Annotated in this window: 17 protein-coding genes; 8 read left to right on the forward strand and 9 right to left on the reverse strand. The window is 70.3% G+C overall.

Features of this window, described 5'->3' with window-relative positions; genetic code table 11:
* Positions 1-191: 191 nt before the first annotated feature.
* From AB0D57_RS41280 to AB0D57_RS41300, 5 genes are all read right to left on the reverse strand, one after another.
* Positions 192-845, reverse strand: coding sequence for a cytochrome b/b6 domain-containing protein (locus tag AB0D57_RS41280; protein ID WP_362086111.1), 654 nt, complete (start codon positions 843-845; stop codon positions 192-194).
* Positions 829-1,572: a molybdopterin-dependent oxidoreductase gene (locus AB0D57_RS41285; RefSeq protein ID WP_362086114.1), complete on the reverse strand. Its 744-nt coding sequence runs from the start codon at positions 1,570-1,572 to the stop codon at positions 829-831. Before AB0D57_RS41285 ends, AB0D57_RS41280 begins: the two co-directional genes overlap by 17 nt.
* A gap of 201 nt (positions 1,573-1,773) precedes the next feature.
* Positions 1,774-3,351, reverse strand: coding sequence for an APC family permease (locus AB0D57_RS41290; protein WP_362086118.1), 1,578 nt, complete (start codon positions 3,349-3,351; stop codon positions 1,774-1,776).
* A 79-nt stretch (positions 3,352-3,430) separates the two neighbouring features.
* On the reverse strand, positions 3,431-4,381 hold the full coding sequence (locus AB0D57_RS41295; protein ID WP_362086121.1) for a hypothetical protein: 951 nt from the start codon (positions 4,379-4,381) through the stop codon (positions 3,431-3,433).
* Between the two features lie 249 nt (positions 4,382-4,630).
* Positions 4,631-6,286: an FAD-binding dehydrogenase gene (locus AB0D57_RS41300; protein ID WP_362086124.1), complete on the reverse strand. Its 1,656-nt coding sequence runs from the start codon at positions 6,284-6,286 to the stop codon at positions 4,631-4,633.
* 288 nt (positions 6,287-6,574) lie between these two features.
* Here AB0D57_RS41300 and AB0D57_RS41305 point away from each other — a divergent pair, with 288 nt between their 5' ends.
* From AB0D57_RS41305 to AB0D57_RS41335, 7 genes are all read left to right on the forward strand, one after another.
* Positions 6,575-7,471, forward strand: a complete 897-nt coding sequence (locus AB0D57_RS41305) for a DMT family transporter (protein ID WP_362086127.1) — start codon at positions 6,575-6,577, stop codon at positions 7,469-7,471.
* A 139-nt stretch (positions 7,472-7,610) separates the two neighbouring features.
* Positions 7,611-8,135 (forward strand): NUDIX domain-containing protein, encoded by a 525-nt coding sequence (locus AB0D57_RS41310; protein WP_362086130.1) that lies wholly within the window; start codon positions 7,611-7,613, stop codon positions 8,133-8,135.
* Between the two features lie 135 nt (positions 8,136-8,270).
* Positions 8,271-8,663, forward strand: coding sequence for a DUF202 domain-containing protein (locus AB0D57_RS41315; RefSeq protein WP_362086135.1), 393 nt, complete (start codon positions 8,271-8,273; stop codon positions 8,661-8,663).
* Positions 8,660-8,986: a DUF202 domain-containing protein gene (locus AB0D57_RS41320; protein ID WP_362086138.1), complete on the forward strand. Its 327-nt coding sequence runs from the start codon at positions 8,660-8,662 to the stop codon at positions 8,984-8,986. Before AB0D57_RS41315 ends, AB0D57_RS41320 begins: the two co-directional genes overlap by 4 nt.
* A 121-nt stretch (positions 8,987-9,107) precedes the next feature.
* Entirely contained in the window at positions 9,108-9,404 is a 297-nt protein-coding gene (locus AB0D57_RS41325) for a hypothetical protein (protein WP_362086141.1), read from the forward strand.
* Positions 9,405-9,531: 127 nt separating this feature from the next.
* Positions 9,532-10,566, forward strand: a complete 1,035-nt coding sequence (locus AB0D57_RS41330; RefSeq protein WP_362086144.1) for a phosphotransferase family protein — start codon at positions 9,532-9,534, stop codon at positions 10,564-10,566.
* A 6-nt stretch (positions 10,567-10,572) separates the two neighbouring features.
* Positions 10,573-11,787 carry an acyl-CoA dehydrogenase family protein gene (locus AB0D57_RS41335; protein ID WP_362086147.1) on the forward strand — a complete coding sequence of 405 codons (1,215 nt, stop codon included), beginning with the start codon at positions 10,573-10,575 and terminating at the stop codon, positions 11,785-11,787.
* A 267-nt stretch (positions 11,788-12,054) separates the two neighbouring features.
* Here AB0D57_RS41335 and AB0D57_RS41340 read toward each other — a convergent pair whose 3' ends face one another.
* Genes AB0D57_RS41340 through AB0D57_RS41350 form a run of 3 tightly spaced genes read right to left on the reverse strand, consistent with a single transcriptional unit; the run spans position 12,055 to position 15,124 of the window.
* Positions 12,055-12,648, reverse strand: a complete 594-nt coding sequence (locus AB0D57_RS41340) for a TetR/AcrR family transcriptional regulator (protein ID WP_362086152.1) — start codon at positions 12,646-12,648, stop codon at positions 12,055-12,057.
* Positions 12,649-12,701: 53 nt separating this feature from the next.
* On the reverse strand, positions 12,702-14,363 hold the full coding sequence (locus AB0D57_RS41345; protein ID WP_362086155.1) for an AMP-binding protein: 1,662 nt from the start codon (positions 14,361-14,363) through the stop codon (positions 12,702-12,704).
* The gene (locus AB0D57_RS41350; RefSeq protein ID WP_362086158.1) at positions 14,360-15,124 is read right to left on the reverse strand and encodes an SDR family oxidoreductase; all 765 of its coding nucleotides are present in this window, start codon (positions 15,122-15,124) and stop codon (positions 14,360-14,362) included. Before AB0D57_RS41350 ends, AB0D57_RS41345 begins: the two co-directional genes overlap by 4 nt.
* Positions 15,125-15,429: 305 nt before the next feature.
* Here AB0D57_RS41350 and AB0D57_RS41355 point away from each other — a divergent pair, with 305 nt between their 5' ends.
* The gene (locus AB0D57_RS41355) at positions 15,430-16,704 is read left to right on the forward strand and encodes a DUF1343 domain-containing protein (protein ID WP_362086161.1); all 1,275 of its coding nucleotides are present in this window, start codon (positions 15,430-15,432) and stop codon (positions 16,702-16,704) included.
* 120 nt (positions 16,705-16,824) lie between these two features.
* Here the strand turns inward: AB0D57_RS41355 and AB0D57_RS41360 are convergent, their stop codons facing one another.
* Entirely contained in the window at positions 16,825-19,626 is a 2,802-nt protein-coding gene (locus AB0D57_RS41360; RefSeq protein ID WP_362086164.1) for a penicillin acylase family protein, read from the reverse strand.
* Between the last annotated feature and the right edge of the window lie 155 nt (positions 19,627-19,781).

A 19,781-nucleotide genomic window follows, 5' to 3' on the forward strand; every position in this document is an offset into this window, starting at 1 on the left:
GTTGTCGTCGGTTGCCGACTCCCCCAAGTTCTCGGCTTCGCTCGAACAGGGGGGACCCCCATCGCGTCGTCGCCCTCCTCCGCCTTGCAGCTGGACGCACCAGACCCCGCTCACCTGGGCTGTCAGGCGCCGTTGCTTCCCTGCGACCTGATCCGCCGGACAGGCCCTAGGGCGGCCTTCGGGAGCGGCCCTCAGGGGCGCCAGAGGGGATGTTCCCGTTCCGCCCACTCCCGGCTCACCGAACCCGTGCGCAGGCCCCGGCGGGCCTCCGGGTCACCCAGGGCCATACCGATGTGGCCCGCGAGGACGATGCCGATCGTCAGGGCGAGCCAGTCGTGGACGAAGGTCGCGGAGGTGCGCCACATCAGCGGGGTGAGATGGGTGAACCACATCAACAGGCCCGTGGCGAGCATGACCAGCGTCGCGCCGGCGATCCAGGCGGCGTAGGTCTTCTGGCCGGCGTTGAACTTGGCCGCGGGACGCGACGCGCGGCGCCGGTCCCGGCGTAGGACCGCCCGCAGCCACGCACGGTCGTGCGGGCCCCAGCGGTTCAGGCGACCGAGGTCCGCTCGGAAGGCGCGGGAGGCCAGGCCTGCCAGGACCGGCACCGGAAGCAGCAGGCCCGCCCACTCGTGGACCCTGACCACGAGCGCGCGGCGGCCGACGAGCTCGGCGAACATGGGGAGGTACAGGCACGCCGCGGTCGCCACACACACGCCCATCAGCAGAGCCGTCACCCGGTGCACCCAACGCTCCGCGCGGCTGAAGCGCGGCACACGCGAGGAGTGCGCCGTGTGCGCCGCGACGCCCGGGTTGGCCGGGGTGTCGTCAACTCGTGGGTGCATCGTCACGTCCGTTCGAGCGGCCCACCCACGCGTCCACGTCGTAGCCCCGGTTCTCCCAGTATCCGGGACGGACGTCCTCGGTGACGGTGATGCCGGAGAGCCACTTGGCGGACTTGTAGAAGTACATCGGGGCGACGTAGAGGCGGACGGGGCCGCCGTGGTTGTGGCCGAGGTCCTTGTCCTGCATACGGAGCGCCACCAGCACGTCGGAGCGGCGGGCCTGCCGCAGCGTGAGGCTCTCCGTGTAGGCCCCGTCGAAGCAGGTGAACCGGATCGCGCCGGCGGTGGAGCGTACTCCCGCGGCGTCGAGGAGGTGGGACAGCCGTACCCCCTCGAAGGGCGTGCTCGGGACCCGCCAGCCGGTGACGCACTGGACGTCGTGCACGAGCCGGGTCTGGGGCAGTGCCTGGAGGTCGGCCAGGGTGTAGCTGCGGGGGTGGTCGACCAGGCCGTCGATGGTGAGGCGGTAGTCCGCCGGGCTCTTGTGCGGGACCGACGCGGTCACGGAGTAGTAGCGGAAGCCGCCGCCGTTGGGGAGCAGGTCGGTCAGGCCCGTGGGGTCGTCGGCGAAGAGGGACTCGAGGCCGCGTTGGAGCGTGGGCGCGGCCAGCACGCCGAGCGCACCGAGTCCCAGCGTGCCGAGCAGGAGCCGGCGGCCGACCGGCGCGCCACGCTCTTCGGGGTGTTCGGCGTGTTCGGGCTCCCGCGCCTCCGGGGCTTTGGGCACACAGGTCCCGGGGGCTTGCGGATCCCGTGCCCCGGGGGCTGCCGGGGTGTGCGACCGGGGACGGTTCGGTCCCTGCTCTGCGGGCTGTTCAGGGTTCACTCATCCATACGAGCACCCGCGACCCCCTTCAGGCCAGCGGCAGCGGGTACTCGTCAGATTTCTGTCACCACTTCTTACCCGGTTCTCAGGTCGGGTCCCGGGTCAGGACGCGGACTCCGCCGCCTTGTCCAGTTGGAACGCCTCGTTGCCGAGTCCGATCCGCGCATGCGTCTCGGGCTTGCGGGAGCGCAGTACCAGGCCCTGGATCACGCCGATGACCAGGGCGGCCGCGATGACGGCGGGCAGTACCCAGCTCAGCGCGGAGTCCGGACCGGCCCCGACCAGGATGTCGAAGTCCTTGACCGTGTAGCCCGCGATCACGAGGAGCGCGACGCCGGCGATCGCCGAGGTGGCCAGCCGCCAGGCCTGGGCCCGTGCGGCTCCGCGGCGGACGAAGAACACGATGACCGAGACCGAGGCCGCCGCCATGAGCAGGATGACGCCGAGCGCTCCGACATTGCCGGCCCACGTGAACAGGTGCAGCACGGGCGCCGTCGGGTCGCCGACCGGCTTGTCGTCGGTCACCGCGAAGGCGACCAGCACGATCAGGGAGACGGCGGTCTGCAGGAGCGAGCCCGTGCCGGGGGCGCCGCTCGTGCCGGTGGTCCGGCCGAAGACAGGGGGCAGCAGTCCTTCGCGGCCCATGGCGAACGCGTACCGCGCCACGACGTTGTGGAAGCTGAGCAGCGCCGCGAACATGCCGGTCACGAAGAGGACGTGCAGGACGTCCGTGAAGGTGCCGCCGAGGCGCGACTCGGTGAGGAAGAACAGCAGTCCGGCGCTCTGCTCCTGCGCGGCCCCGACGATCCCGGAGGGTCCCGCGGCGACCGTCAGCGCCCAGGAGCTGACCGCGAAGAAGACGGCGACGAAGCCGATCGCCAGGAACATCACACGCGGTACGAGGATGTGCGGGCGGCTGGTCTCCTCGGCGTACACCGGTGCCTGCTCGAAGCCGGTGAAGGCGGCGATGCAGAAGCACAGCGCGGTGCCGACGCCCGCCCCGGTGAGCGTGTCGGGGTTGAAGGCGTGCAGCGACAGGCCCTCCTTGGCGGGGTCGGCGACGGCTGCGATGTCGAAGATGACGACGAGCGCCACCTCGACGACCAGCAGGACACCGAGCACCCGCGCGTTGACGTCGATCTTCAGCCAGGAGAGCGCGCCGACCACGAGCACGGCGGCCAACGCCGGTATCCACCAGGCGACTTCGAGTTCGAGATAGGTGGCGAACAGCCCGGACACCTCGAAGCCGAAGATGCCGTAGATGCCGACCTGCAGCGCGCTGTAGGCGACGAGCGCGACCCCGGCGGCGCCCGCGCCCGCGGTGCCGCCGAGACCGCGGGCGACGTACGCGTAGAAGGCGCCCGCGTTGTGGACGTGGCGGCTCATCTCGGCGTACCCGATGCTGAAGAGCACGAGCACCACGCCGAGGATGACGAAGATCAGCGGCTCCCCGACGATGCCCATCACCGCGAATGCCGTGGGCATGACACCCGCGACCACCATGAGCGGGGCGGTCGCCGCGAGGACGGACAGGAGCAGGCCCCCCGTACCCAGCCGGTTGGCGCGCAGGGCGCGGTCCTGCCCCTTGAAGGTACTGATGCCGCCGCCGTCGGCGACAGCGGGTCTACCCGTGCTCGCACTGCCCGATGTGCTCGATGTGCTCGAACTGCCCGTCGTCATCGCGGGGTTGTCCTTTCGGATGGCCGGTGGTGGTCACGGTTCTCGGGGTTCTCGGGTCCCGAGGTTCTCGGGAGGTAGTTCACGCCGCGCCGAGCGCGCTGGCGCGTGCGGCACGGAAGGCTTTGCACGGGTCGCGGTCCGGGTACGACCACGGCACCGGGGTGGCGTGCGGGCCGATGCGGTGGAACAGGGCGGCGGCCTCGGCGCCCCGGCCCTCGCAGAACTTGGCGTGGGCGAGGAAGTTGAGGTCGAGGTGACGGCGCGGGTGGTCCTCGCGCTCCCACTCCAGCCACCAGTCGAACGCGGCCTTCATCACCTGCCGGGCCCGGCGCCCGACCCAGTGCCCGGAGGCGACCGGATCGGCGGGCTCGCTGCCGATGGTGGCGAGCACGCGGTAGCGCTCCGCGTGCGCGACGACGGGGAGAATGGCCAACGGCGAGTCGGCGGGCGCCTGTTCGGCCGCCCAGTTCGCGAAGTCGTAGACCTCGTGCAGCGGGTCCTGCCCCGCCTGCGCGCGGCGCTCGGCGAGCCGGGCGACCATCAGGTGGTGGGCGTGGTGGTGGTCGGGATAGCGGTGGCGCACCTCGTCGAAGAGCCTGACCACGTCGCCCTCGCTACCGAGGGAGCGCTCCAGGATCAGCAGGCCGAGCCAGGGCGTGGGGTCGGCGGGCGCGAGCGCGGCCGCGGTGTGGCAGGCCTCACGGGCCCGCTCCGGGTCATCCTTACGGTTCAGGGCGCGCTGGACGGTGGCACAGGCGAGCAGTGCGGCGGCGTCGGCGGACTCGGGTTCGGCGAGCTGCCAGTCGCGGGCCCAGGCGAGGGCGGCGGACTCCTGCGCGAGGACGGTGACGCGGTGTCCGCGACGGTCCCAGTCGTCGCCGGTCGCAGCGAGCAGCGCGCGGACCGCGGTCCACCGCCCCTGGGCCAACGAGGCGCGCGCGGCGACGAGTTCGGCGTCGTCGAGGGCGGCGTCGAAGACCTGGGCCGCGCGCTTGCGACCGCGGCCGAGGGAAGGCGGGGGTGGCGACACCGCGGGGCTTCCTCACAGACGCGGCTAGTCAGTATGTGATCACGCACAGCAAACCCTTGGCTGAGGGTTTTAGTCAAGTGGTATCCGACGCTCCGCACCCACCAACTTGCCCTGCGGACACCGGAGTTGATCAAGCAACCCGCCGCGTCCCGGACGGCCGACCCGAGAGACCGGCCACGCCCGGGAACGGCTCCCTCGGAAGAACCCCGGCGCCCCGCACCAGCCCGAGCCAAGAAACCGCCCGTGGGGTCAGCTCACGGCCTTGGCCGCCGAGCGGCCCGCCGTGCGGCCGGAGAACAGGCAGCCGCCCAGGAACGTACCTTCGAGGGAGCGGTAGCCGTGGACCCCGCCGCCGCCGAATCCGGCGGCCTCCCCCGCCGCGTACAGCCCCGCCAGCGGGTCGCCGCCCTCGGTCAGGACGCGCGAGGAGAGGTCGGTCTCCAGACCGCCGAGGGTCTTGCGGGTGAGGATGTGGAGGCGGACGGCGATCAGCGGGCCCGCTTTGGGGTCGAGGATGCGGTGCGGGGTGGCCGTACGGATCAGCTTGTCGCCGAGGTAGTTGCGGGCGCCGCGGATCGCCGTCACCTGGAGGTCCTTGGTGAAGGGGTTGGCGATCTCCCGGTCGCGCGCGACGATCTCGCGGCGCAGCGCGGCCTCGTCGATCAGCGGCTCCTTGGAGAGCGCGTTCATGCCGCGGACGAGCGCGGTCAGGTCCTTCTCGACGACGAAGTCCGCGCCGTTGTCCATGAACGCCTTGACCGGCCCTGGCACATCGGCGCGCGCCCGCCCGATCACGTCCTTGATCGACTTGCCCGTCAGGTCCGGATTCTGTTCCGAGCCGGAGAGCGCGAACTCCTTGCCGATGATCTTCTGGTCGAGCACGAACCACGTGTAGTCGTAGCCGGTCTTCATGATGTGCTCGAGCGTGCCGAGGGTGTCGAAGCCGGGAAAGAGCGGCACCGGCAGCCGGTTGCCGCGGGCGTCCAGCCAGAGCGAGGACGGGCCGGGCAGGACGCGGATGCCGTGGTTCTCCCAGATCGGGTTCCAGTTCTGGATGCCCTCGGTGTAGTGCCACATGCGGTCGCGGTTGATGAGGTGGGCGCCCGCCTCCTCGGTGATCGCGAGCATCTTTCCGTCGACGTGCGCGGGGACGCCGGAGATCATCTTCTCGGGCGGAGTGCCCAGCCGCTCGGGCCAATTGGCGCGGACCAGGTCGTGGTTGCCGCCGATACCGCCCGACGTGACGATCACCGCCTGGGCCTTGAGCTCGAACGCGCCGGTGACCGTGCGGCTGCTGGCCTGACCGCGCGCTATGCCCGACGGCTCCAGGATCTCGCCGGTGACGGTGTCGACGGCGCCCGCGCTGCGGGACAGACCGGTGACACGGTGACGGAACTTGAGCTGCACCAGACCGCGCGCGACGCCCGCCCGCACCCGCCGCTCGAAGGGGGCGACCAGACCGGGCCCGGTCCCCCAGGTGATGTGGAAGCGCGGCACGGAGTTCCCGTGCCCGTTGGCGTCGTAGCCGCCGCGCTCGGCCCAGCCGACCACCGGGAAGAAGCGGACGCCCTGCCGGTGCAGCCAGGACCGCTTCTCGCCGGCCGCGAAGTCCACGTACGCCTCGGCCCAGCGGCGCGGCCAGTGGTCCTCGGGGCGGTCGAAGGCGGCCGTGCCCATCCAGTCCTGGAGGGCGAGCGCGTGGCTGTCCTTGATCCGCATCCGGCGCTGCTCGGGCGAGTCCACGAAGAAGAGGCCGCCGAAGGACCAGTGTGCCTGGCCGCCGATCGACTGCTCCGGCTCCTGGTCGAGGAGGATCACCTTGCGGCCGGCGTCCACGAGTTCCGCGGTCGCGGCGAGCCCCGCGAGACCCGCTCCGATCACGATCACATCTGCGTCGTAGGCCATCGGCCGTCCTCTCGCCATCCGGCGGCTCATGTCGGCTTCGTCACGAGTCGTCGGAATAGTCACGTGTTGATGAGACAGTGGTACTCAAGACATCGGTACTGGTGGATCAGGCATGGGCGCCGGTCGACCAGTCGTTGTTACTGATCGGTCAGATCCTTCGGCAAGAGGAGTGACCGAGTCAACCGCCCCGTTGCGGGTACTCCCGTGCGCGCCCCGGATCGCGGCACTACAGTCGGCGGGATACGCATCCGTGGCCCGTTCTGTCCCCGACGTATTGAGGTACACAGCGTGTCGGTTCTCGTTCTGGTCCTCGCGGTGAGCGCTGCCTGTTGCCTGGGCTTCGGCTTCGTACTCCAGCAGAACGCCGCCTCACACGCCCCGCTCAGCGACTTCCTCTCCCCCCGCCTGCTGCTCGACCTCATCCGGGTACCCCGGTGGCTGGGCGGCATCGGGCTGATGGTGTGCGGCATGGTGCTCGGCGCGATCGCCCTGGGCAAGGGCGAGCTCTCCCTGGTGGAACCGCTCCTCGCGACGAACCTGCTGTTCGCGCTCGCACTCTCCCGCCACCAGACCAAGCAGCCGCTGGGCCGCCAGGGCTGGGCCGGGCTCCTGCTGCTCGCCGGCGGGGTCACGGCGTTCATCGTCGCGGGCCGGCCGAAGGGCGGCGACGATATCACCGATCCGCTGCGGCACTGGCTGATCATCGGAATCATGGTGGGGCTCGCGCTGCTGCTGACCGCCTACGCGAAGCGGTCGTCCCGGCTGAGCGCCACGCCGGTGCTGCTCTCGCTGGCCGCGGGCCTGCTGTACGGCGTACAGGACGCGCTCACCCGGGTCAGCGGCCAGCGATTCGGCGAGGGCGGCTGGGGCGAGCTGCTCACCGGCTGGCAGCCGTACGGGGTGCTGGTGCTCGGTGTGACGGGGCTGGTGCTGGTGCAGAGCGCCTTCGAGACGGCACCGCTGCGGATGTCGCTGCCCGCACTCACCGCGGCGCAGCCGCTGGCCGGGATCATCTGCGGGGTCGGGTTCCTCGGGGACCGGCTGCGCATGGACGCGGGGGCGCTGGCCTGGGAGGCGGCGGGGCTCGCGGCGGTCGTGGCGGGCATCGTGCTGCTCGGCCTGCACCCCGCGATGCCGCCCGGCACCGCGAAGACGGAGCGGGCGGTCGATCTCCAGCCGCGTTGAGGACGCCCGGCGCAGGCACAGATGCTGTGGGCGGGTCCGGTTGCCGTACGTCGGCGGGGCGGGCGGTGACACGGGCGGTGCAGGCCCGGTGCGGACGCCTCGGGCGGTGCCGGATTCTCGGGGCTGCTTGGATATGACCATGAGTGCCGCTGACGAGATCCTCGACATCGTGGACGAGAACGACGTGGTCATCGGGCAGTCCCCGCGCGGAGAGGCGTATGCGCGTGGCCTTCGCCACCGGTGCGTGTTCATCCAGGCCCGGGATGCCGAGGGCCGGCTCTTCGTGCACCGACGCACACCCACGAAGCTCGTCTTTCCCTCCCTGTACGACATGTTCGTGGGCGGGGTCGTGGGCGCGGGCGAGTCCTACGACACCGCGGCCCTGCGCGAGGCCGAGGAGGAACTCGGTGTCTCCGGTCTCCCCCGGCCCGTCCCTCTCTTCAAGTTCCTCTACGACAACGGCGCCGGCCGGACCTGGTGGTCCGCCGTCTACGAGGTGCGCTGCGACCTCCCGGTGAGCCCACAGGTGGAGGAGGTCGCCTGGCACGACTTCCTCGCCGTGGAGGACGTGGAGCGACGCCTGACGGACTGGACGTGGGTGCCGGACGGTCTGGCCGCGTATCAGCGGCTGAAGGACTATCGCGCGACGGGCCGAGTGGGCTGAGTGGGCTGAGCCCCTCCGGGCGCGGCGACCGACGCCCGGAGGGACGGACGGGGCGGGCGTGACGCCTGGTCCGAGGGATTCGGTCCGGGACCGTGACGACCTGCACCGACAACACTCCCCGGTAGGGTCCTGGGCGTGATCGAACTCGTACGGAACGTCCGCCTGTGGTTTGCGCCCCAGAGGGTTCGGGAGGAGGGCGGGACGCCCGACTACCGGTTCTCACTGGCGAACGAGCGGACCTTTCTGGCGTGGCTGCGCACCGCGCTGGCGCTGATCGGCGGGGGCTTCGCCGTGGATCAGTTCCTGCCGGATCTGCGCTGGGGATGGCGGGTCGGTCTGGCGCTGGCCCTGCTGGCGGCGGGCGTGCTCTGCTCGCTGCGCGCCGTCAATCACTGGGTGGCGTGCGAGCGGGCGATGCGCAGAGGGGAAGACCTGCCGGTGTCCCGCTTCCCCGCACTGCTGAGCATCGCCGTGGCGGTCGTGGCCCTCGCGATGGTCGTGGTCGTTCTCGTCGGCTGGGAAGGGTGACGGCACCCGCCCCGGAGCGCGACCCGGGGCTGCAGCCGGAGCGTACGCGGCTCGCGTGGCGGCGTACGACCCTGGCGAGCACCGTCGTCGCCGTGCTCGCGGCGAAGGCGGCCCTGCACGGCGGCCCGTCGGCGATCGCGGTCGTGGCCTGCGCCCTGTGCTGCGGGCTCTGGCTGGGTTTCCTGACGATCGCGCACCGTCGCATTCAGGTGCTCGCGGCCTCCGGCTCCGACGGCCCACCCGCGCTCGCCCCGCGGCACGCGACGGCGGCGACCCTGTACACGGTCGCCCTCGCGGTGTGCGCGGTGGCGCTGGTGTTCTGAGCACCCGACCTGACCGACAGGTCGAACCCGACCCAACCGACTGGTCGAAATAGTCCGATATTGGGTGGTTTCTGCCGCTAGCCTGAGGCGTCACCCCACGCCACTGACGAAGGTGAGCACCATGACCACCCTCCACCTGGAACACACGGCCCATCAGCACACCCACGGCCCGGGCTGCGGGCACGCGGAGGTGCCGCACGGGGACCACGTCGACTACGCCCACGACGGCCATCTGCACCGGGAGCACTCCGGACACTGGGACGAGTGCGAGCCGAGTGGCCATATGGCGCACGACGCACACGGCCACCAGCACGGCACGGGCTGCGGACACCCCACGGTCGAGCACGGCGACCACCTCGACTATCTGCACGACGGCCACCGGCACGCCGCACACGAGGGCCACTGGGACGATCACTAGGCGGTCGACCGATCGGGGTCTCCCCCCGGAAGGAGAGACCCCGATCACGTTTCGCGCACACCCTGGACGACATACCGACTGGTCGGCATCATGGTCACGTCCGGCTTCCGTGCGCGAAGGAGAAACGATGAGCCCCGACCACCCGCCAGGTCTCGATCTCGACCGGCTGCGCGGCCTGCTCGACGGTGAGCAGCCCGGTCTGGTGCACGGCCCCCTGACCGGCCGGCTGATCGAGGGCGGACGGTCGAACCTCACCTACGCGGTGACGGACGGCACCACGAAATGGGTCGTACGACGGCCTCCACTGGGGCATGTGCTGGCCACCGCGCACGACATGAAGCGCGAACACCGGGTGATCAGCGCATTGCATCCGACGGCCGTCCCGGTACCGCGCCCGGTACTGCTGTGCGAGGACGAGTCGGTCCTCGGCTCGCCCTTCTACGTGATGGAGTTCGTCACAGGCGTCCCCTATCGCACGGCCGAGCAGCTCGCCCCGCTCGGCCCGGCGCGCACCCGGGACGCGGTGCTCGGGCTCGTCGACACGCTCGTCGAACTGCACGCCGTGGATCCCGCCGAAGTCGGCCTCGCGGACTTCGGACGCCCGGAGGGCTTCCTCGACCGGCAACTGCGCCGCTGGAGCAAGCAGTTGGACGCGTCCCGCAACCGCGAACTGGCCGGGATCGACGAACTGCACGCGGCGCTCGGGCGCGCGTTGCCGCACTCCCCCGCGCCCGCCGTCGTGCACGGCGACTATCGGCTGGACAACGTGCTGATCGGCGAGGACGACCGGATCAAGGCGATCCTGGACTGGGAGATGTCCACGCTCGGCGATCCGCTCACCGACCTGGGGCTCCTGGTGATGTACAGCGCGCCTCTGGATCTTCCCGGCTCCCCCATCAGCACGACCGCTTCGGCCGCCGGTCACCCGGACCCGGCCGAGATCGTCGAGCGATACGCCGCGCGCTCGGGGCGCGACGTGTCCGACGTGGCCTGGTACACGGCGTTCGCCTGGTTCAAGCTCGCTGTGATCCTGGAGGGCATCCACTACCGCTACACGCTCGGCCAGACGGTCGGCGCGGGCTTCGACCGCATCGGTGAACTGGTCCCCTTCTTCATCGAGCACGGTCTGACCACTCTTCACGAAGGCTCCCAGGAAGGCTGATCGAGCATGGACTTCGCATTCGACGCGCGCACCGAGGAACTGCGCGGGAAGCTGCTCGCCTTCATGGACGAGTACGTCTATCCGGCGGAGGCGGTCGCCGAGGAGCAGCGCGCACGGCTGGCCTCTCCGTGGGACACACCCGCCGTGGTCGGGGAGTTGAAGGCCGAGGCCCGCAGGCAGGGCCTGTGGAACCTCTTCCTTCCCGATTCCGAGTACGGGGCCGGGCTCACCAACCTCCAGTACGCGCCGCTCGCCGAAATCACCGGCCGCAGCCCGCATTTGGCGCCCACCGCGCTGAACTGCGCCGCGCCGGACACCGGCAACATGGAGGTGCTCACGCAGTTCGGCGACGAGCGGCAGAAGAAGCAGTGGCTGGAGTCGCTGCTCGCCGGTGAGATCCGCTCGGCGTTCGCGATGACCGAGCCGGAGGTGGCCTCCTCCGACGCCACGAACATCACCACGCTCATCGAGCGCGACGGCGACGACTACGTCATCACCGGCCGCAAGTGGTACATCTCCGGGGCGATGAACCCCGACTGCAAGATCTTCATCGTGATGGGCAAGACGGACCCCGAGGGCGCGGACATCCGCCGCCAGCAGTCGATGGTGCTCGTCCCGCGCGACACCCCGGGCGTCGACGTCCGGCGGGCCATGCAGGTGTACGGCTACGAGGACCACTCTCACGGCGGGCACGCGGAGGTCGTCTTCGACCACGTACGCGTCCCCGTCAGCAATCTGATCGGCGAGGAGGGCGGCGGCTTCGGCATCGCCCAGGCGCGGCTCGGCCCCGGCCGCATCCACCACTGCATGCGGCTGATCGGGATGGCCGAGCGGGCGATCGAGCTGATGTGCCGGCGGGCCGTGTCCCGTACGGCCTTCGGCAAGCCGCTGGCCCAGCAGGGCGTGGTCCAGAACTGGATCGCCGACGCGCGCGTAGCCGTCGAACAGCTTCGTCTGCTGGTCCTGAAGACCGCCTGGATGATGGACACGGTCGGCAACAGGGGCGCCCACACCGAGATCCAGGCCATCAAGATCGCCACGCCCCGTACGGTTGTCGACATCCTCGACAAGGCGGTCCAGTTGCACGGGGCGGGGGGTGTCAGTCAGGACTTTCCGCTGGCCGAGCTCTGGGCGAGTGCGCGGACGTTGAAGCTCGCGGACGGTCCGGACGAGGTGCACCAGCGGTCGTTGGCTCGGCGGGAGATCAAGAAGTACGTGTGATCCTCCGGGGTGGCGGGGGTCGGCCGGGCCGGCGCGGTCTGTTGTTCGCCCCCGCCGCCCCTACCCGTCCCATACCCGGGGGCTCCGCCCCCGGACCCCCGCTTCGCCCGAAGGGCTCGTCCTCGAACTCCCCCAAGCTCTCGGCTTCGCTCGAGCAGGGGGACCCCCATGACGGGCTGGGATGCCTGGCGGGGTCTGGGGCGGAGCCCCAGAAGGATGGGACGGGCAGGGGCGGCGGGGGCGAAAAACTCTGTGCCTGGCCCGGCGCTACGGGCGCAGGGCGCGGAGCAGGAGGTCGGCGAGGTGGTCGGCGACTTCTTGCGGGCTGAGCGGGCCGTCCGGCCGGTACCAGGTCGACAGGTGATGCACGGAGCCGAAGTGGTAGTCGACGACCAGGTCCGCGGGGGTGGCCGTGGAGAAGACGCCCTTCTTCTGGCCCTCCTCGACGAGCGCGCGGAACCGCTCGTGGTAGCGACGCCGCTCGGCGCGCACCTGCTTGTCCTTCTCGGGGCTGAGATGGTGCATGGAGCGGAAGAAGATCGCCGCGTCGTCGAGGTTGTCGATCGTGGTGACGACGACGTCCGCAGCGGCACCCCGCAACCGCTCCTCGACGGGCGCGTCGGAATCCGCGAAGGCGTCCAGACGCTCCTGCTGAATGCGCAGCACGCGCGCGTACACCTCGTGCAGGAGGTCGTCCTTGGAGCCGAAGTAGTGATAGAGCGCGCCCTTGGTGACGCCCGCCGCCTCGACGATCTCCTGTACGGACGTGCGGTCGTACCCCCGCTCGGCGAAGAGCCGGGTGGCGGCGGCCAGAAGCCGCTGCGGGACGGGCGTACCGTCTCCGTCCGTCGTCCTGGGCACTGCCGCCACCTGCCTTCCGAGGGTTGTCGAGCGAGTCGAGTGACAAGCGTCGTCTACTGAGAGTCGTGCGACCGGGAACGCAGTTCCCGACGGAGGATCTTCCCACTCGCCGTCTTCGGCAAATCGGGCAGGATCTCCACCTGCCGCGGATATTTGTAAGCGGCCAGTCTCTCCTTGCAATAGGCGGCGAGCGCGTCGGGGTCCTCTTCGGCTCCCGGACGCAGGCTGATGTACGCCTTCACGGTCTCCCCGCGGTAGCCGTCGGGGATGCCGACGACGGCCGCCTCACGGACCGCGGGGTGCGTGTAGAGCACGTCCTCGACCTCACGCGGCCACACCTTGAAGCCGGACGCGTTGATCATGTCCTTCTTGCGGTCGACCACGTAGAGCCAGCCCTGGGAATCCATGAATCCGATGTCGCCGGTGCGCAGCTCGCCGTCCGGGAAGGTCTCGGCGGTGGCTTCGGGGCGACGCCAGTAGCCGGGCACGACCTGTGGGCCTCGTACAAGGATCTCGCCCTGCTCCCCGAACGGCACGTCCCGGCCGAGGTCGTCGACGATGCGTACGACCGTGTCGGGGCCCGGTACGCCGACGGCCAGTGTCCCCGAGACCGGGTCGACGGGAGCCTCCCGGCCCGGCGGCACGGAGGCGCAGGGCGCGGTGCACTCGGTGAGCCCGTAGCCATTGCGGATGTAGGGCCCGTAACCGGCCCGGAACTTCTCCACCAGCGCGGGCGGCAGCGGTGCGCCGCCGGAGGAGATGTTCACGAAGGACGAGAAGTGGTCGGGGGTGACGGAGGGGTGGGCGGCCAGGGCCATGAAGGCGGTCGAGGGGCCGACCGTGTACACGGGCCGGTGCTCGGCGAACGCGTCGAGGACGGCCCCCGCCTCGAAGCGGTACGCGAGAACGAGCGTGCCCGCGCTGTTCAGGCACGCGGCGAGCTGGCAGACCATCCCGGTGATGTGGAACAGGGGCGCCATCGCGAAGTAGACGGGCGCCTCGGAGAGCCCCAGGCCCGTCCGCTGCCGCTCGGCGTTGTACATGATGTTGCCGTGGGTGTTGGTGGCGCCCTTGGGGGTGCCGCTCGTCCCGGAGGTGTAGCTGATCAGCGCGATGTCGGACGGGCCGACGTCACGCCCCTCAGGGGCCTTGTGTCCCTGCCTGGCCACCGTCACCAGATCGTCGGCGTCCGCGGCCTGCGGCAGCCGCTCGAAGCCCAGCACGCGCGCGTCGTTGCGGGTTTGGAGATCCAACTCACAGGCGGTGAGTGCGATGCGCACGGGTGAGTCGGCCGCCGTCTCGCGCAGATACGACTCCCACGCGCGGTCGGAGCACACCAGGGCGCTCGCTTCCGCGTCGTGCAGCACATGGCGGACCTCGCCCGATTTGTACATCGGGTTGACCGGCACGACCGTCGCGCCCGCCTTCCAGGCGCCGAGCAGCGCCAGCACGAAGTGCGGGGAGTTCTGCAGCAGGATCGCGACCCGGTCGCCGCGCCCCAGGCCACGGGCGGCGAGGTGCCCGGCGACGGAATCGCTCAGTTCGTCCACCTCGCGGTAGGTCAGCCGCCCGTCGAAGTAGGCGAGGGCGGTGCGGCCCGAGGTGTCCGCCACGGCCCCGCGCAGGGCGTGGACCAGGGAGTCGGCGGGGCTCACGGGGCCGCTCTGGGCATCGTCGAGGAGGGCCACCCAGGGCCGGTCGGCATAGGTGGTCACCGGCCCGCCTCCCACTTCTGCTGGATGTGGTTCATGTTGGTCAGCCAGCGGTCCGGGTCGGTGGCCCGCACCTGGTAGTACCCGGCGACCTCGGGGTGCGGCAGGATCAGGAAGCGGTCCTCCTCGATCCCCGCGAAGAGGGCGTCCGCGACGGCCTCGGGCTCGATGGCGGTCGGCTGGAGGACGAGGTCGCCCGCGCTGCCGGTGGCGTCGAGCATGTCGGTGCGCACGCCCTGCGGACAGATCGCGTGGACCTTCAGACCGCGGTGGCGGTACGTCAGTGAGAGCCACTCGGCGAAGGCGTACGCGCCGTGCTTGGTGACGCTGTAGGGCGCGGCGCCGATCATGGTGAGCAGTCCGGCGGCGGAGACCGTGGAGATGAACCGGCCGCTGCCGCGCTCCAGCCAGGCCGGCAGGAGCTCCTCGGCCGCGCGGACGTGCGCCATCACGTTGACGTCCCAGGCGAGCGCCCAGACCTTCCCGTCGGCCCCCTCGCTGCCGGCCGAGGCGAGCCCCGCGTTGGCGCAGTAGACGTCCACCGTGCCACCGAGCGCTTCCCGGGCCTCGGCGACGATCGCGGACGCGTCGCCCGGGACCGCGATGCCGCCGATCTCGTCGGCCACCGCCTTGGCCTTGGCGACGTCCAGGTCGTTGACGACGACCCTGGCGCCCTCGGCGGCGAAACGACGGGCCAGCGCGGCCCCGATGCCGCCCCCCGCTCCGGTGACGACCACTCCCGCATCCTGCACGGCTTCCACCATCGGTCTCCTTCGACGCGACGCGAATCGGCTCTGCGACGCCAGACTAACCAGTCGGTATGTTGAGAGGGAAGGGGCAGCTTCGTCCAGGGAGGGGCGCGGGGCTGCTGCGTATGCGGCTCCGCCGCATACGCGCGACAGGCGACAGACGGCCTCTGCTGCGTACGATCCTCTGCGGGAGCGCTTAGGGCCTGCCCGGCGGATCAAGTCGGAGGGAAGCGGCGGCGCCAGACCCCGCGTCTCCGGCATGATCCGCCGGACAGGCCCTAACGTGCCTGAGCCAGCCTTCCGCCATCACGGAGGTCCCCATGCGCCTGTCCCGACGAGCCCTGCTCACAGCCACCGCCGCAGCCGGCCTCGCGGCCACCCCCGCCACCGCAGCCACCGCAGCCCCCGGCCGGCCCCTCCGCACCGGCTTCGAGCACCTCCAGGCAACCGGCTACGCCACCCTCCGCGGCCGGCGGATCGGCATCGTCACGAACCCCACCGGCGTCACCAGTGGGGGCCCCTCCCGCTCGAGCGGAGCCGAGAGTGGGGGAGTACGCCACATCGTCGATGTCATGCACGCCGACGACCGCGTGGACCTGATCGCCGTCTTCGGCCCGGAACACGGCTTCCGCGGCACCGCGCAGGCGGGCGGCTCCGAGGGCCGCCACGACGACCCCGCGACCGGACTGCCCGTCTACGACACGTACTTGAAGAGCGGTCAGCCGCTTGCCGACATCTTCACGGCCTCGGGCGTGGACACCGTCGTCTTCGACATCCAGGACGTGGGCGCGCGCTTCTACACGTACATCTGGACGCTGTACGACTGCATGGAGGCCGCACAACTCGCGGGCAAGCACCTCGTGGTCCTCGACCGGCCGAACCCCGTGACCGGGCGGGCGGCCCAAGGGCCGGTTCTGCACAAGGAGTTCGCGACGTTCGTCGGACGGCAGCCCATCGCGCAGGCGCACGGCATGACGGTCGCGGAGCTGGCGCAGCTGTTCAACGGGGAGTTCCTGACGAAGCCGGTGGCGCTGGACACCGTACTGATGACCGGCTGGAAACGGTCGGACTTCCACGACGCCTCCGGCCTCCCCTGGGTGCCACCGAGCCCGAACATGCCGACGGCCGACACCGCCCTGGTGTACTCCGGGACCGGCCTCTTCGAGGGGACGAACCTGTCGGAGGGACGCGGCACGACCCGCCCGTTCGAACTGCTCGGCGCGGAGGGGATCGACCGGCGGTGGGCCGATGCGGTCAATCGACTCGAGCTGCCCGGTGTGCACTTCAGGGAGGCGTACTTCGCCCCCACCTTCTCCAAGTTCCAGGGCAAGACGATCGGCGGCGTCCAGATCCATGTGCACGACCGGGCCGCGTACGACCCTGTCCGCACCGGCATCGCGCTGCTGGTGACCGCCAAGAAGGTCTGGAGCGGTTTCGCTTGGCGCTCCGACAACTGGATCGACAAACTGACCGGCTCCACGAGCGTGCGCACGATGATCGACGCGGGGGCGACGACCGATGAGATCGTGGCTGCCTGGCAGAACGAGTTGAGTGCCTTCCGGCGGACGCGGAAGACATACCTCCTCTACGGATGAGCCAGGCTACGGCCGATCCTCTGCCCCAGTGAGCTGATGCGCCTACAGCTGGTGTCGGCCAACAAGCGTAGATGCAGCGCCTGTTGGCCAACACCCGTGGGCAGATGGGCACCCTCACCCTTACCGGTGCGACGTGAACTCCACCACCTGCTGGTAGGTCGGCCGGTTCTGCCAGCTGATGTTGTAGTGCTTGATGCCGCCGAGCGTCCGTTGGACGACCGAGTCGGCGCACCACTGGTTGCCCGCCGCGCACTGGTCGTCGCCGGGATAGACCTGCGCGGCGGTCTTGCCCGCCGCCTCCTTGAGCGTGCTGATCAGGATGTCCCGGCAGGCGCTGAGACCGCCGCCTCCGCAGTACTTCTGTGCCAGACCGCCCTGCACCGACTCCCCCAGCACCGACCGGATGTCCTTGTCGACATAGCTCCACCAGCCGTACTGGAAGGAGCTACCGGCGTGTGCGCCGGTCGGGCCGTGCGCGGCCGACGGCGACTCGTCGATGGGGAGGTTGGTGGAAATGGCGGTGTACAGGTCGGTGCCGAGGCCCGGTTCGAACTCCGCCTTCACCAGCAGCGGCCACCAGGCGTCCAGGATGCGGATCGCATCGGCGTTGGCGTAGGCCTTGGAGCCCGCCGAGGTCTCCGTCCGCTTTGCACCGGCCGTCACCCACGTGGAGAGCTTGCTGACCGCCGCCGCGGCCGTGGTGTCCGTGACCGTCGAACTGTTGATGACCTTCAGCAGTTTCGGCAGCACGTCCTCGGCCCGTAGATCGGCCACCGCGGCGTCGGCCATCGCCTTGGTGAGCGACGCTCTGGTCACCCCGCCCGCGGCCACCAGTTTCTTCACGCGGTCCTCCAGGAGGTTGCCGCGGTGGACGGAGCCGTTGCCCCAGGAGGAAGCGGTGTAGTCCTTGGCCTGTTTGTTGTTCCAAGAGATGTAGTAGTCCTGGTCGATGGAGTTGGGGTGGGCGGCGGGCGGCGTGTAGGAGGCGGTGTTCGTGGCCGGGTCCCAGTTCTGCCACTCGTACGCGGCCTGCGCCCAGACCGGGAACTCGGCGTCGATGCCGGTGGCCCGCACCGGGTTGTCGCCGCTGTTGTAGTACGCGGTGTGCGTGGAGTCGGCGTAGAACCAGTTGAAGGTGTAGTTGATGTGCTGCACCGCGCTCTGGAAGGTCCCCGGACTCTTCACGTAGTCCGGGTCGTTGAGCATCTGGAACCCGATGATCGAGTCGGCCTCGTGCATGTAGGAGGAGCGCAGGGTGGTGTACGCGACCTTCTTGCCGCCGACCGTCGCGCGGTACTCCACCGGGCCGTACTTGGTCCGATAGACCTGCATCCGGTAGGAGCCCGCCGCGGTGCCGTCGGCGGTGGTCGGCTTCCAGGCGTTGGTCTGCTCGATCTTCTCCATGGCCGTGCAGGTGCCGTGGTAGAGGTAGTGGTAGTCGTCCTGGCACAGCTCGACGGCGTAGGTGTCGATGATGTCCTGGCCGGAGGTCGTGGCGCTCCACGCGTAGTCCTGGCCGCGGCCGAGTTCGACGTACATGCTCAAGCCCGCGAAGGAGGCGCCGCGGGCGCTGATGCCCGGGCCCTGGATCTCCTGGAGCAGCAGCAACTGTGGCGCGAAGTAGCCGGTTTGCGGGCCGAAGACGGCGATCGGGTGGCCGCTTGCGGTGGCCTTGCCGCTCACCACGAGGGCGTTGGACATGCCTCGCTTGGCCGAGCTGAGGGAGGCGGTGGCCGCGGTGGTCGAAGCGCTGGTGGCGCTGGTGGTGGCCGCGCTGCCGGTGCGGTCGTAGACCAGCTGCTCCTGGGCCACCGAGCCGGCGTCGGGCAGGGCCTGCCCCTGTGCGGTGGCGGGTTTCGTCGCGTACGGGAAGCTCTCGCCGTTGTGGACGGTCAGCACCGCCTCGGGGTCGTTGCGCTCACGGAACGACTCCCAGACCTTGGTGCCCTCGGCCACGCCGTACTTGGACTGGGCGGCGAGCAGCGAGATGGCGTTGTTGACCTCGCCGCCGCCTCCGGAGCCGAAGAGCGCGCCGATGACGGAGGCCAGCGCGACCAGGTCGGTGAGCTTGAAGTGCTGGATGGTGCCGGCGTTGGTGATGGAGTCCTTCCAGCCGGTCAGGACGTACTCGCCGGGGAAGTAGCGGCCGCTGTCGGAGGCGTCGATGTAGGCGTTGATGCCGTCGATGTAGGCCTTGGCGTCGGCGAGGGCCTGCTGACCGCGGGCGCCGTTGTTGGAGGTGGCGTTGTCGATCTGGGCCTGCAGATCGGCCTCGGTGTAGGGCGCGGTGCGCCAGAATTCCTGCTCGAGGCCCTGGTTGGAGGCGGCCCCGCCGGCGAAGGGGGTCAACTGGCCGCGTCCGACGTGCCGAAAGACGTCCATCAGCCACAGCCGGTCCTGGGCGGCGGCGTACCCGGCGCCGTACTCGGTGCCGTAGCGGGTGGTGCCGGTGATGTGCGGAACGCCGGTCTTCTTGTCGCGGACGATCGTCACATCGGTGCGGCCACCGGGGTTCGTGGTCGACTCGACCTGGTCGGCCGGGACTCCGAACGACGCGTCCCTGAAGAAATCGTTGATCTTGGCGTCGGTGAGCGTGGAGTAACCCGAGGCCAGGTTGGCGTAGGGGCCGAGCTGGTCCTCGGCGTGCGCGGGCTGGGAGCCGAAGGCCTGGTTGAGGAGGATCTGGGCGAGGGTGGCGTTGCCGTTCTGGCCGGCCGGGAGGATGTCCGAACACTGGCCGCCGCAGTAGTCGTTCGCGGCGAGCGTGGCCGAGGTTGCCGTGGTGTCGGCGGCCGCCGCCTGGGTCAGCGGGGAGAGCAGGCCGGCTATGAGGACGCAGATGGATGCGGCGCCCAGGAACTTGGGGAATCTTCGGGGAGTTCTCAGTCTGTCGAGGGTGATACGTGGGGTGCGCCGTGGCATGGCGGATCCTCCCGACGGGGGTGGGTCGGACGTTACCGCCGGTTATCCCCGAGTTTGAAGATGAACATGCGTCAACTTTTCAAGGATCACCGGGCTGTTCAGGTTCATCGCCTCAAGGGATCACCGGACTGTGCGAGCCACTGACGCCCGGCTGT

The sequence above is a fragment of the Streptomyces sp. NPDC048275 genome (genome assembly GCF_040652275.1).
Classification (GTDB): Bacteria; Actinomycetota; Actinomycetes; order Streptomycetales; family Streptomycetaceae; genus Streptomyces.